Raw genomic sequence first — 12,784 nt, 5'->3', positions numbered from 1 at the left:
ATGGCTTATCCACATCAGGCGGAATAAAAAAGCAACAGAACGGAGTTTAAGGGAGGATAATTTGCTCCAGAAGCGGCATCTGGAGCAAATTGAACGCTAAAATGCTACTGCATTAAGAATTTTTCAAGGAACTGACGGGTACGGGGCTGCTGCGGATTGGCAAACAGCGCTTTAGCCGGCCCCTGCTCAACTATTCTCCCCTGATCCATGAAAATAGCCCGATCGGCAACGTCGCGAGCGAAGCTCATTTCATGCGTCACAATCACCATCGTGCGTTTCTCCTGCGCCAGCTGTCGGATCGTGTTCAGTACTTCCCCGACCAGCTCAGGATCGAGCGCGGATGTGGGTTCGTCAAACAGGATCACATCCGGGCGCATCGCCAGCGCGCGCGCAATGGCGACACGCTGCTGCTGCCCGCCAGATAAGCGACGCGGATAGCTCGTCTCCTTCCCTGCCAGCCCAACCTTCGCCAGCAGCTCGCGGGCGCGGACCGTCGCGTCTTCCTTAGGTTCCCCCTTGACGATGACCGGCCCTTCAATAATGTTTTCCAGCACCGTGCGGTGCGGAAAGAGATTAAAGCTCTGGAACACGAAGCCGACATGCTGGCGCAGGCGGCGAATCAGCCCTTTTTGCTGGCTGATGGGTTTCCCGGTATCAATGGTGATATCACCCACGCGGATCGTCCCGCCTTCGGGCTGCTCCAGTAAATTGATGCTGCGCAGCAGCGTGGTTTTGCCTGACCCGCTCGGGCCGATAATTGCTACCACTTCGCCCTGCTCAACCTCAAGATCAATGCCATGCAGCACCGTTTGTCCATGGAATTTTTTCACCAGGTTTTTGACGTCAATTGCACTCATTTTGGATCACGCTCCTGGCGGTTAAGCTGGTTTTCAAAATAGTTTTGCAGAGCGGACAGTACCGTCGCCATCACCCAGTAAATCAGCGAGGCCGCCAGATACATGGTAAACACTTCCAGCGTGCGCGAGGTGATCAGCTGCGCCTGACGGAACAGCTCCGGCACCTGAATGGTCGCCGCAAGCGAGGTGTCTTTCACCAGGCTGATAAAGCTGTTGCTCAGCGGCGGCAGCGCCACGCGCGCCGCCTGGGGCAGGATCGCCCGGCGCAGCGTCTGCCACGGGGTCATCCCGATACTGGCCGCCGCTTCCCACTGTCCTTTATCGATGGAGGAGATCGCCGCACGCAGCGTTTCAGAGGTGTACGCCGCGGTATTCAGCGACAGGCCAATCATCGCCGCCGGGATCGGATCCAGCTCAATACCAAACTGTGGCAGCCCGTAGTAAATCATAAACAGCTGGGCGATAAGCGGCGTTCCGCGGAACACGGAGATGTAAAACCGCGCCAGCCACCGCACCGGCCAGATGTTCGACATGCGCATCAGTGCCAGCACAAACCCGAGCACCAGCCCGAAGAACATCCCGCCGATACTGAGCTGTAAAGTAAACACCGCGCCCTTAAGCAAGAACGGCAGCGAATCAATAACCAGTTGAATACTTTCTTGCATTATTATTTTTCTACCTGATTTTTAGACATGAGGATGATAGGCAAACAGCGCAGGCGCCCCGCCAGTATGAACAAACAAAATGGGTCCTTCATCCTTAAAGCGCTTGCGGGCGATGCCGTCGATCAGGCCCGCCATTGCCTTGCCGGTATAGACCGGGTCGAGCAGAATACCTTCGAGACGGGCCAGCAGCTTAACGGCCTCCATCCCTTCATCATTGGGGGTGCCATAGCCCGGCGCGAAATAGTCATCCCACAGCAGTATCTCTGCCTTCGCCTGAAGCGCAAGCTGTTCAGCCACCGCCTGTTGCAGGGTGACGACTTTCGGCTTCTGGTCCGCAACGCTTCTGGAAACCGTCACGCCAATCAGCTCGACCTCCGGCATCAGTTGCTCAAGCCCGACCGCTAAACCAGCATGGGTCCCCGCACTGCCGGACGCCACCACCACCGAGGATAAACTCACCGCGCCTTCGCACTGCTGAGCGATTTCCAGCGCGCTCTCAACATAGCCGAGGGCACCCAGCGCATTCGAGCCGCCAACCGGGATCACGTACGGACGAAAACCCTGCGCTTCCAGACGCGTCGCCAGCTCGTCGAGCTGTGCAGCCGGGTCGGTCAACGCGTCGACCATTTCAACCTGCACGTTGAACAGATCCAGCAGCAAACGGTTACCGTTAGTCAGGTAATTCTCTGCCTGCGTCCCGATCGGGTTCTCCAGCAGGGCAACGCAGTGGAGTCCCAGCTTCGCCGCCACTGCCGCCGTCTGGCGAACGTGGTTAGACTGAATTGCCCCGGCGGTGATCAGCGTATCCGCCCCCTCACGCAGGGCATCGGCGGCGAGAAATTCCAGCTTGCGCAGCTTATTTCCGCCCATCGCCATGGGCGTCACATCGTCACGCTTAATGAAAATATCGCGCCCCAGGTAGTCAGAAAATCGCGGCAGATACTCCAGCGGCGTGGGTGCGCCGATAAATTCCAGACGGGGAAAGCGCGTTAAATTCTGTAGTGACATGGTTCCTCCGGTCACGCAAACAATTGTTATTTCATTATGCACGCAGACGCGCGAGAAATAAAAAAGGCGCTTTTAAAAGCGCCTTTTTTTGTCAGTCAGAGACTTATTTCGTCACGTCTGCGCCGAACCACTTCTCAGAAAGCGCCTTCAGGCTGCCGTCTTTCTGCATCTCAGCAATGGCGCCGTCGATGGCTTTCAGCAGATCCTCGTTACCTTTACGCACCGCCACGCCGGACTCCTGACGGGAGAACGCATCACCCGCGACAGCCAGGGTATTGTTGGTTTTCTTCACCAGATCCAGCGCTGCCAGGCGGTCAACCAGAATGGCGTCAATACGGCCTACGCGTAGATCCTGGTATTTCGTCGGGTCATCATCGTAGGTACGGATGTCCACGCCCTGCACGTTCTGGCGCAGCCACTCTTCGTAGTTGGTGCCCAGACCGACGCCGACTTTCTTACCTTTCAGATCCGCTGCGGATTTGATACTGCCTTCGTTACCTTTCTTCACCAGCGCCTGAATACCGGACACGGTGTACGGCGTGGAGAAGTCATACTTCTTCTTACGCTCGTCAGAAATGGTTACCTGGTTAATCACCACGTCAATACGTTTGGAATCCAGTGACGCCAGCATCCCGTCCCATTTGGTGGGTTTCAGGGAGGCTTTAACGCCGAGGTGTTTTGCCAGCTCCTGCGCAAACTCCACTTCAAAACCGGTCAGTTTACCGTCGTCGCCCTGGAAGCTGAACGGAGGATAGGTTCCTTCCAGCCCAACCAGCAGCGTGCCGCGCTCTTTAACTTTGTTGAGCAGATTCTCTGCCGCGAACGTTTTCACGCTCATCCCCGCGACCAGCGCAACGGCCATCATCCCCATCAGCGCCTGACGACCCAGAAGTGCTAATTTCATAAGTACTCCGATACAGTGGAATTTTTGAGTAGTGTAGAGAAATCGCCTGCAACGTCAAAGGCGGCTGCGCTACATCTTATTCTTTTTTAATATATATCAGAAGTTGTTCCGGCGCGGACTTTCTGCTTTATGACGCCCGGCATCTGGACTTTATATTGCGCGTACTTTCGCAGCGCGATGCGGTAATTGTTGGTACTGGTGGCGGGCAGCCAGGGCTCCAGATTTTCATCCAGGTATCCGGTTGTCAGCAGATCGCGGGAGATATTTTGCATGGTCAAATGCTGACCCAGGCGGCGCAGGCGAACCACGTATTCACGCACGGTGCCGTGACTCATCTCCGTTTGTTCAAACAGGAATTGCTTGAAGCCGATAATATCGAAGAAGTCGCTTTGCTCTTTGCAATGGAGATCGCCACAGAAACGGCAAAGCGCTACCCACTCTTTTTGCTCTTCAAGCCAGGCGGCTTCATCCATCAGCGTGTCGAGGCGGGAAATCGCAATCTTATTCACGATTTCACCGCGACGAACCAGCGTGATGCGGTCGAGTAATTTTTTACAGTGGGCGCAATGCGTCTGGCTGTGTTTAAAGTCTTTCAGGTAGCGGCTTAAAGGCCGTCTTTTAGATTGCTGCACCGTCATGATAACTCCTGGTTGTCAATACGTTGTGCGGCATTTCCAAGGCGAATGACTCACCTATAACTTACCCAGTTTTGTGCGCAGGCGTTTAATGGCCTGGCTGTGCAGCTGGCTCACCCGAGACTCGCCCACCTCCAGCACGGCGCCAATCTCTTTGAGATTGAGCTCTTCCTGGTAATAGAGGGTTAACACCAGTTGCTCACGTTCCGGTAAAGCTTCGATCGCTTCCATCACGCGCTGGCGTAAATTCCCTTCCAGTAAATGGTGTAACGGGTTTTCTTGCTGATGTTCATCCGTCACCAGCTCGATGCTATCGCCATGCTCTTCGCGCCACTCATCATAAGAGAAGAGTTGGCTGTTATTGGTATCGAGCAACATCTGGCGATACTCTTCAACAGGAATGCCCAGACGCTCCGCTACTTCGGTTTCCGTCGCGTTGCGCCCCAGCTCCTGTTCCAGCTGCCCCATCGCATGCGCCACTTCGCGCGCGTTGCGGCGAACGCTGCGCGGCACCCAGTCGCGGCTGCGCAGCTCGTCCAGCATCGCACCACGAATACGCTGCACTGCGTAAGTCGTAAATGCCGTTCCTTGCAGAGCGTCGTACCGGTCAACTGCATTCAATAACCCGATACCGCCCGCCTGTAGCAGATCGTCCAGTTCCACGCTCGCCGGCAAACGCACCTGGAGGCGCAATGCTTCGTGACGCACCAGCGGAACATAACGCTGCCACAGCGAGTGTTTATCCATTACACCTTCAGCGGTATAGAGTGAATTCACGATAAACAGCCCTGCGTTAGTTGAGTTATCGGCATGATTATCCGATTCTGGAGGGGTTTTAATCGGGTGAATAGTGGGTGAAATGAGGGGTTATTTGGGGGGTTACGCGTAAATGCGGACAGAAAAAACCCCGCCGAAGCGGGGTTTAAGCGTAATCAGGCGATTAGCCTTGCAGCAGAGACAGAACCTGCTGAGGAACCTGGTTAGCTTTGGACAGCACGGAGTTACCGGCCTGCTGAACGATCTGCGCTTTAGACATGTTGGACACTTCGGTCGCATAGTCGGCGTCCTGAATACGGGACTGCGCTTCAGACAGGTTGGTGGTGGTGTTGTTCAGGTTGGTTACGGCAGAGCTCAGACGGTTCTGAACCGCACCCAGTGAAGAACGGAATTTGTCTACGGACGCGATTGCTTTGTCCAGCAGAGCCAGTGGATCCGCAGTAGATGCGCCAGCGAATTGTGCAGTTGGGGTATCAGTAGAAAGTTCAACTACAACTTTATTAGCATCAGAGGTAACGGAGTTATCGTCATCAAGAGCTGTCGCAACGGTAGTAGCGTAATTTTTACCTTGGAACGTTACATAACCAGCAGCATTGCCATCTTTGTCTGCCGCTACCTTAATAAGCTGTTTCGCCTGAGTAGCAGCAGTCGTGAGACCATTATCAGTATCTTTATATTCAACATCAGCTTTGTTTAAGGTAACTGCACCAGTTCCATGATTAATTGAAGCTGAATAGAAATCACTTCCTGACTTAACGACGAATTGATCAGTTGCCACACCGTTTGAATCTAAGGTGTTATGTAATGTCAGGCTGGATGCATCAATGGTCTTGCCTGTAGCAGAAGAAAGATCTCCTGCGACAGCGCTAAGGTCTACGGCTACAGGTTTAACACCCGCTGCGCCGGTAATTTGAGTGATGGTATCACTAACTTTAAGCGACTGACCTGAAACGGAGAATCCATTCAGCCCCAGAGTAGAAGAGTCAATCTTCTGAAGGTCAATGTTGATAGTCTGGCCGTCGTTCGCACCAACCTGAATCGCCATAGAACCGTTTTTAGCCAGTACGTTCACGCCGTTGAACTGAGTCTGACCAGATACACGGTCGATTTCAGACAGACGGGATTTGATTTCGTCCTGGATTGAAGACAGGTCAGAATCAGAGTTAGTACCGGTCGTTGCCTGAACGGTCAGTTCACGAACACGCTGAAGGTTGTTGTTGATTTCAGACAGCGCGCCTTCAGTGGTCTGCGCCAGAGAGATACCGTCGTTAGCGTTACGTGCAGCCTGAGTCAGGCCTTTGATGTTAGAGGTGAAGCGGTTAGCGATAGCCTGGCCCGCAGCGTCATCTTTCGCGCTGTTGATACGCAGACCAGAAGACAGACGCTCGATAGAAGAAGACAGAGCGGACTGGTTCTTGTTGATGTTGTTCTGAGTGATCAGCGAGAGGCTGTTGGTATTAATGACTTGTGCCATGATTTCGATTCCTGTTGTTCATCAAATCTGTTTGGTTAGATTTGGGTTTCCACCCTTCGGCTTCATCGCCGTCAAAGGTGTTATCGTCTGGTCCAAACCAACCTTTAGATATTTTTTCAGGATCGCGTTAATTTTTTTAGCCACGGAAAAGCTCTTCTCTATTACCGTTATTCCCGCCATTAAAAAAAAGAAATTAACCGTAAACTTTCCCCCATTAAGGCCGATAACCCCACTATTCGTTCTACGTGTCGATAGATTAAGGAATAAATATGGCAAGTATTTCATCATTGGGGATTGGTTCGGGTCTTAAGTTAGCAGACATTCTGGATAGTCTGACCACGGCCGAAAAAGCACAGCTGACGCCAATTTCCAAACAACAGACATCGTATACCGCCAAGCTGAGCGCTTACGGCACGTTGAAAAGTTCACTGGAAGCGTTTCAGACCGCCAACACCGCGCTGAATAAAGCCGACCTGTTTACAGCGACCAGCACGTCGAGCAGTACCACGGCATTCAGCGCCACCACTACCGGCAGCGCGATTGCCGGTAAATACACCATCAGCGTGTCGCAGCTGGCGCAGGCGCAAACCCTGACGACCAAAAACGCGCAGCCGGATACCAAAACGGCCATTGCCACGGCTGACAGCAAGATCACCTTTACCGCCGGTAACGGTAAAGATCCGGTGACCGTCGATATCAGCGCGGCAAACTCCTCGCTGACCGGCATTCGCGATGCGATTAACAAAGCTGACGCCGGCGTGACCGCCAGTATTATTAACGTCGGTAATGGTCAGTACCGTCTGTCCATCACCTCCACCGAAACCGGGGCGGACAACGCGGTCAGCATCAGCGTGAGCGGCGACAGCGCCCTGCAATCCTTTATGGGTTACAACGGCACCAGCACCGACGCCAGCAACGGCATGACAGAAAGCGTCACCGCGCAGAACGCCAAGCTGAAGGTGAATAACGTTGATATCGAAAACAGCAGCAACACTATCAGCGATGCGCTGGAAGATATCACCCTGAACCTGAACGACGTCACCACCGGTAACCAGACGCTGACGATCGCTAAAGATACGTCGAAAGCGGAAACGGCGATGAAAGCCTGGGTGGATGCCTACAACACCCTTCAGGACAGCTTTGCATCATTAACCAAATATACGGCAGTTGATGCGGGTACAGATGCGCAGGACTCCAGCAACGGTGCCCTGCTCGGGGACAGCACGCTGCGTACTATTCAGACGCAGCTGAAAACCATGCTGGGCAACTCCGTCGGCGGAACCGCCTATAAAACGCTGTCTCAGGTCGGCATTACTTCAGATCCAAGCACGGGCAAGCTGGAGCTGGACAGCGACAAGCTGAAAAAAGCGCTGACGGATAACCCGTCTGCCGTGAAAGATTTGGTTGTGGGTGACGGTAAAACCACCGGGATCACTACCACCATGGCCACCCATCTGACTGACTGGCTTTCCAGTAAAGGCATTATCCAGGCGGCCAAAGATGGCGTCAGCAAAACGCTGAACAAGTTAACGGATCAATATAACGCCGTGAGCGAACGTATTGACGCGAGAGTGGCGCAGTACAAAGCCCAGTTTACCCAGCTGGACGTACTGATGACCTCGCTGAACAACACCAGCAGCTACCTGACGCAGCAGTTCGAAAATACGTCCAGCAACAAGTAGTAAACGCTAATCAGACCCGAGGGGGATAACATGTACGGCGCAAAAGGCACGCAAGCCTACGCAAAGATAGAAGTTGAAAGCGCGGTGATGAGCGCCAGCCAGCAGCAGCTGGTTATCATGCTATTTGATGGAGCCCTCAGCGCGCTGGTACGCGCGCGTCTGTTCCTGGCAGACGGTAATATCCCGGCAAAAGGGCTGGCGCTCTCAAAAGCCATCAACATTATCGAAAACGGGCTGAAGGTTGGCCTGGTGGAAAATAACGGTGATGAGCTTACGCAAAACCTGATTGCCCTTTATGCCTATATGGTACGTCGCCTCCTGCACGCCAACGTGAATAACGACGCCAGCGCCATCGAAGAGGTGGAAAACTTGCTGCGCAATATCGCTGACGGGTGGAAGGAGGTTGCCGGTACGCCACAACTGATGCAGGACGCCGTCTAATGAGTAACGCACCGCAACTTTATGCCCTTTATCAGCAACTCCTTGAGCAGAGCCAGTTGATGTTGCGACTGGCCCGGCAGGGACTATGGGATGATCTGATCATCTGTGAAACCGACTATGTTAATGCGGTGCACTCACTGGCTCGTCTCACTCAGGAAAGTGAACCTTCGATGCAGATTCAGGAGCAGCTTCGCCCGACGCTGCGGGTGATCCTGGACAACGAAGGCCAGGTAAAAACGTTGCTGCAAGCCAGAATGGATGAGCTGGCGAAGCTGGTTGGGCAATCCTCCATCCAGAAAACCGTTCTCTCCACCTACGGTAACCAGGGCGGTCATGTCCTGGTTCCGCAAAGTAATAGCGATATTAATTAGCCATTTAACTGGCGTTCGAGCGTTAACCGTTTCGTTCGCCAGGCATTTCAGCCAAACCTGCTCCATACTTGAGTTTCGCGACCTCATGGAGATGGTGCATGCGCAACCCAACACTTTTACAATGTTTTCACTGGTACTACCCCACCGGCGGTGAACTGTGGCGAGAAGTCACGGCATTAGCCCCCAACCTGAACGAAATCGGCATCAATATGGTCTGGTTACCGCCAGCATATAAAGGGGCATCCGGCGGCTATTCCGTCGGGTATGACTCTTATGACCTTTTCGACCTCGGTGAGTTTGACCAGAAAGGCAGCGTCGCCACCAAATACGGCGATAAAGCCCAGCTGCTGGAGGCCATCAACGCCTTAAAAAGCAACCAGATTGCGGTGCTTCTGGACGTGGTGGTCAACCACAAAATGGGGGCCGATGAAAAGGAACCCGTCCGCGTGCAGCGCGTGGATGCTCAGGATCGCACCCAAATCAGCGATGAGATCATCGAATGCGAAGCCTGGACGCGCTACACCTTCCCCGTTCGGGCCGGGCAGTATTCGCAATTTATCTGGGATTACAAATGCTTCAGCGGTATCGACCACATTGAAAACCCCAATGAGGACGGTATCTTCAAAATCGTGAACGACTACACCGGCGAAGGCTGGAACGATCAGGTCGACGACGAGATGGGCAATTTCGATTACCTGATGGGTGAAAATATCGATTTTCGCAACCATGCGGTGACGGAGGAGATCAAATACTGGGCGCGCTGGGTGATGGAGCAAACCCACTGCGACGGCTTCCGCCTGGACGCGGTAAAACACATCCCGGCCTGGTTCTATAAAGAGTGGATTGAGCACGTCCAGGAGGTGGCCCCGCAGCCGCTGTTTATTGTGGCGGAATACTGGTCTCACGAAGTGGATAAATTGCAGCACTACATCAATCAGGTGGACGGCAAAACCATGCTGTTTGATGCGCCGCTGCAAATGAAATTTCACGAAGCGTCACGCCAGGGACGCGACTACGATATGAGCCAGATTTTCACCGGTACGCTAGTGGAAGCCGATCCGTTCCATGCCGTGACCCTGGTAGCCAACCACGATACCCAACCCTTGCAGGCGCTGGAAGCCCCGGTTGAAGCCTGGTTCAAACCGCTGGCCTACGCGCTCATCCTGCTGCGTGAAAACGGCGTGCCGAGCGTGTTCTATCCGGATCTTTTTGGCGCCAGCTATGACGACACCGGCGGGGATGGCGAGACGTATCACATCGATATGCCGGTGATTGAACAGCTCCACGAGCTGATCCTCGCCCGGCAGCGTTTTGCCCACGGCGTGCAGACGCTGTTTTTCGATCATCCAAACTGCATTGCGTTCAGCCGCAGCGGGACTGAGGAGCACCCGGGCTGTGTGGTGGTGCTGTCGAATGGTGATGACGGCGAGAAGACCATCTGCCTCGGGGAAAATTACGGCAATAAGACCTGGCGTGATTTTTTAGGCAACCGCGAGGAAACCGTGACCACGGCGGCGGATGGCGAAGGGACGTTCTTCTGTAACGGGGGAAGCGTCAGCGTCTGGGTGATTGAGGACGCGCTGTAGTGCTGGGAAAGTGCGGCCTGATGCCCTCACCCCGACCCTCTCCCACCGGGAGAGGGAGCAAACCCTAAAAACGGCAATATGATTGCCGTTTTGCTTTTACCGCTACGGAAGCTTACTCTCCAGCGGATTCTTGCTCAGGTAATCTGCGCATTCCACTGTTGGACGGTCAACCTTGTACAGTTCCATACCGTCATACTCCAGCGCCGCCCCATCACGCTCCAGCGGATAGACATCCAGCTTACGCGTCACGTTGTAATAATCATCTGAACGCAGCATGATCTTACCCGGCACCGCGATAACGCGCTGCCACTGACGGCAATCCAGCGTATCCCCCTCTGGCGTCACCACCAGCGTGGCGATCGCTTCCGGGCTCACCATCGCGCTCTGCGGCCCTTTCGACTGCCAGTAACCTGCCAGTTGCGAAGGTACCGGGTGCTTAATCACTTCCTGATAGTTATCTACCTGAACACATCCCGCTAACGTCAGCATCGCAGCCACAATTGCTACTTTTTTCATCATCTTTCCTGCATGCGAAGAAAAAAATATTGTGGCATTAAAGCCATCAGGCTGCCAGCGTAAGATAGGTATTGATTAAACCTGCATCCCCATCACATGAGCATACATTTTTATTAATCGACAAAGATCGTCCAAGAGCGCACCAAATAACAGATGGTTATAGTCGTCGAAAACATCAGTCGTCTAAGTTCGCCTTAGAACGAGTGCTGTTTTGTGTCCCATCCATGCCCCACCGCCAAACTTTGCGTAGCTCCTTCCAGTTTCGCAACTTGCCGCTTTACGCCTTCCCATACCATCAGCATAATCACCACCGATCCGATTGTAAGATTTATCAGGTGCGCACCTCTTTTATCGGACAACAGGCAAATCTGAAAATCTCGTAGTGTATCGAGGCGACAGCATTTCTCGCTTCATCTGCCACTGCTGCTGTATTCCCTGTCCAGCAAAATAGAGCGTTCCCTTTCCGTCCTTTGCATTCAGGTGATCCAGTACTTCCATTAACTTCTCACTACCAGCTCGAGGTGCACTGTCATCGAAAAGGTTGAGCTGGGCCACGCCCTGGCTGAAGAAGTCGCCCAGCATGACACCCGCTTTCTGGTACCGGTGACCGTCCTTCCAGATTTTATCCAGACACTTTACCGCGGCGTTGATGATGTCTCTGCTGTCCTGCGTTGGCGTGAGCAGCCTTACCGATGCGCTGTTTCCGTAATACGGCTCATTAAGGGCAAACGGAGAGGTCTTAATGAAGGCGGATATAAAACGGCAATACTGGTGCTCGCCGCGAAGCTTTTCAGCACCACGGGCCGCGTAGCTGCAAATAGCCTGCCGCATTTGCTCATAGTCAGTAATGCGTTCGCCAAAAGATCGGCTGCATACAATTTCCTGCTTCACCGGCGCGAACTCCTCCAGATCCAGGCATGGCTCGCCGCGCAGTTCCCGGACGGTTCGCTCCAGCACGACATTGAAGTGCTTGCGGATAATCCACGTGCTTTGTTCTGAGAGGTCCAGTGCCGTTTTGATGCCCATAGCGTTCAGCTTCTTGCTGATGCGCCGGCCAACGCCCCAGACATCCTCTACCGGCACCAGTGCCATTAACCTGCGCTGCCGGTCGACGTTTGAGAGGTCAACCACCCCGCCAGTCTGCCGTTGCCATTTTTTCGCAGCATGATTGGCCAGCTTCGCCAGCGTCTTGGTCTGGGCTATGCCGACTCCGACTGTGAGATGTGTCCGCTGTAATATCGTCGCACGGATTTCTTTCCCAAATTCAGTCAGGTCCCGGCAGTTCCTTACTCCGGTCAGGTCACAAAAGGCCTCGTCAATGCTGTAAATTTCGACGCGAGGGCTCATTTCCTCCAGCGTTGTCATAACCCGGTTACTCATGTCGGCGTAGAGTTCGTAGTTTGAACTGAAGCAAACCACGCCCTGCTGCCGGAAGTAGTCTTTACACTTGAAGTACGGATCGCCCATTTTAATACTGAGCTTTTTGGCCTCCGCCGATCGGGCAATCACGCAGCCGTCATTATTCGAGAGTACGACAACCGGCTTCCCCCACAGGTCCGGCCTGAATACCGTTTCGCAGCTCGCATAAAACGAATTCACATCTACAAGGGCAAACATCACATCACCGGATTGTCGTCTACCCATACCGGGCTAATGGTATGCGTGACCACGCCAACAAGGCGAACGTCATCCAGCGCCTCGCCTTCAATGGCTTCACCATCATCAGTGATCAGTGCATCACCGGCCCAGTACGCATGTTGCTGGCGTCCGCAAAACCAGATGAGCAATGTTTCTCCCCGTCTGATTAGAGCTGCCTTATCAACGACATCATAGCCTTCCTGCGTTTCGACAATGCTTGCAGAAGGAGG

The 12,784-nt window shown here is 53.7% G+C and carries 14 protein-coding genes; 4 read left to right on the top strand and 10 right to left on the bottom strand.

Translation table 11 applies throughout. The features are described from left to right. Window positions 1-104 precede the first annotated feature (104 nt). The 7 genes from tcyN to SK62_RS08015 form a co-directional block, all read right to left on the bottom strand. A complete protein-coding gene (gene tcyN, locus SK62_RS08045; protein WP_003859634.1) occupies window positions 105-857 on the bottom strand; it encodes an L-cystine ABC transporter ATP-binding protein TcyN in 753 nt (250 codons plus the stop codon). Continuing rightward, the gene (gene tcyL / locus SK62_RS08040; protein WP_003859632.1) at window positions 854-1,522 is read right to left on the bottom strand and encodes a cystine ABC transporter permease; all 669 of its coding nucleotides are present in this window, start codon (window positions 1,520-1,522) and stop codon (window positions 854-856) included. The genes tcyN and tcyL overlap by 4 nt, the downstream gene beginning before the upstream one ends. Before the next feature lie 21 nt (window positions 1,523-1,543). Beyond that, complete coding sequence (gene dcyD, locus SK62_RS08035) at window positions 1,544-2,530, bottom strand: D-cysteine desulfhydrase (RefSeq protein WP_017693220.1); 987 nt, start codon at window positions 2,528-2,530, stop codon at window positions 1,544-1,546. A gap of 103 nt (window positions 2,531-2,633) precedes the next feature. Next, complete coding sequence (gene tcyJ / locus SK62_RS08030) at window positions 2,634-3,434, bottom strand: cystine ABC transporter substrate-binding protein (RefSeq protein ID WP_003859627.1); 801 nt, start codon at window positions 3,432-3,434, stop codon at window positions 2,634-2,636. Between the two features lie 86 nt (window positions 3,435-3,520). Then, entirely contained in the window at window positions 3,521-4,072 is a 552-nt protein-coding gene (gene fliZ, locus SK62_RS08025) for a flagella biosynthesis regulatory protein FliZ (RefSeq protein WP_015570235.1), read from the bottom strand. Between the two features lie 54 nt (window positions 4,073-4,126). Then, window positions 4,127-4,846: an RNA polymerase sigma factor FliA gene (locus SK62_RS08020; protein WP_003859623.1), complete on the bottom strand. Its 720-nt coding sequence runs from the start codon at window positions 4,844-4,846 to the stop codon at window positions 4,127-4,129. Between the two features lie 163 nt (window positions 4,847-5,009). Beyond that, window positions 5,010-6,320, bottom strand: coding sequence for a FliC/FljB family flagellin (locus SK62_RS08015; RefSeq protein ID WP_045328696.1), 1,311 nt, complete (start codon window positions 6,318-6,320; stop codon window positions 5,010-5,012). Between the two features lie 269 nt (window positions 6,321-6,589). Between SK62_RS08015 and fliD the strand changes: the two genes are divergently transcribed. The 4 genes from fliD to amyA all read left to right on the top strand — a co-directional run bounded on the left by fliD (window position 6,590) and on the right by amyA (window position 10,400). Continuing rightward, complete coding sequence (gene fliD, locus SK62_RS08010) at window positions 6,590-8,002, top strand: flagellar filament capping protein FliD (RefSeq protein ID WP_017693218.1); 1,413 nt, start codon at window positions 6,590-6,592, stop codon at window positions 8,000-8,002. 30 nt (window positions 8,003-8,032) lie between these two features. Continuing rightward, on the top strand, window positions 8,033-8,443 hold the full coding sequence (fliS, locus tag SK62_RS08005) for a flagellar export chaperone FliS (protein WP_003859616.1): 411 nt from the start codon (window positions 8,033-8,035) through the stop codon (window positions 8,441-8,443). Further along, window positions 8,443-8,814: a flagella biosynthesis regulatory protein FliT gene (gene fliT / locus SK62_RS08000; RefSeq protein ID WP_006811148.1), complete on the top strand. Its 372-nt coding sequence runs from the start codon at window positions 8,443-8,445 to the stop codon at window positions 8,812-8,814. The genes fliS and fliT overlap by 1 nt, the downstream gene beginning before the upstream one ends. Window positions 8,815-8,912: 98 nt before the next feature. Continuing rightward, window positions 8,913-10,400, top strand: a complete 1,488-nt coding sequence (amyA, locus tag SK62_RS07995) for an alpha-amylase (protein WP_003859614.1) — start codon at window positions 8,913-8,915, stop codon at window positions 10,398-10,400. Window positions 10,401-10,502: 102 nt separating this feature from the next. Here amyA and yedD read toward each other — a convergent pair whose 3' ends face one another. From yedD to SK62_RS23045, 3 genes are all read right to left on the bottom strand, one after another. Next, the gene (gene yedD / locus SK62_RS07990) at window positions 10,503-10,916 is read right to left on the bottom strand and encodes a lipoprotein YedD (RefSeq protein WP_003859613.1); all 414 of its coding nucleotides are present in this window, start codon (window positions 10,914-10,916) and stop codon (window positions 10,503-10,505) included. A gap of 348 nt (window positions 10,917-11,264) precedes the next feature. Then, window positions 11,265-12,533, bottom strand: coding sequence for a Y-family DNA polymerase (locus SK62_RS07985; protein ID WP_048249465.1), 1,269 nt, complete (start codon window positions 12,531-12,533; stop codon window positions 11,265-11,267). Continuing rightward, window positions 12,533-12,703, bottom strand: a complete 171-nt coding sequence (locus SK62_RS23045; protein WP_181008176.1) for a hypothetical protein — start codon at window positions 12,701-12,703, stop codon at window positions 12,533-12,535. Before SK62_RS23045 ends, SK62_RS07985 begins: the two co-directional genes overlap by 1 nt. Window positions 12,704-12,784: the final 81 nt, after the last annotated feature.

The organism is Enterobacter sp. BIDMC109 (genome assembly GCF_001037885.1).
GTDB lineage: Bacteria > Pseudomonadota > Gammaproteobacteria > Enterobacterales > Enterobacteriaceae > Enterobacter > Enterobacter hormaechei_C.
This window is presented reverse-complemented; position numbering and strand designations above follow the sequence as displayed.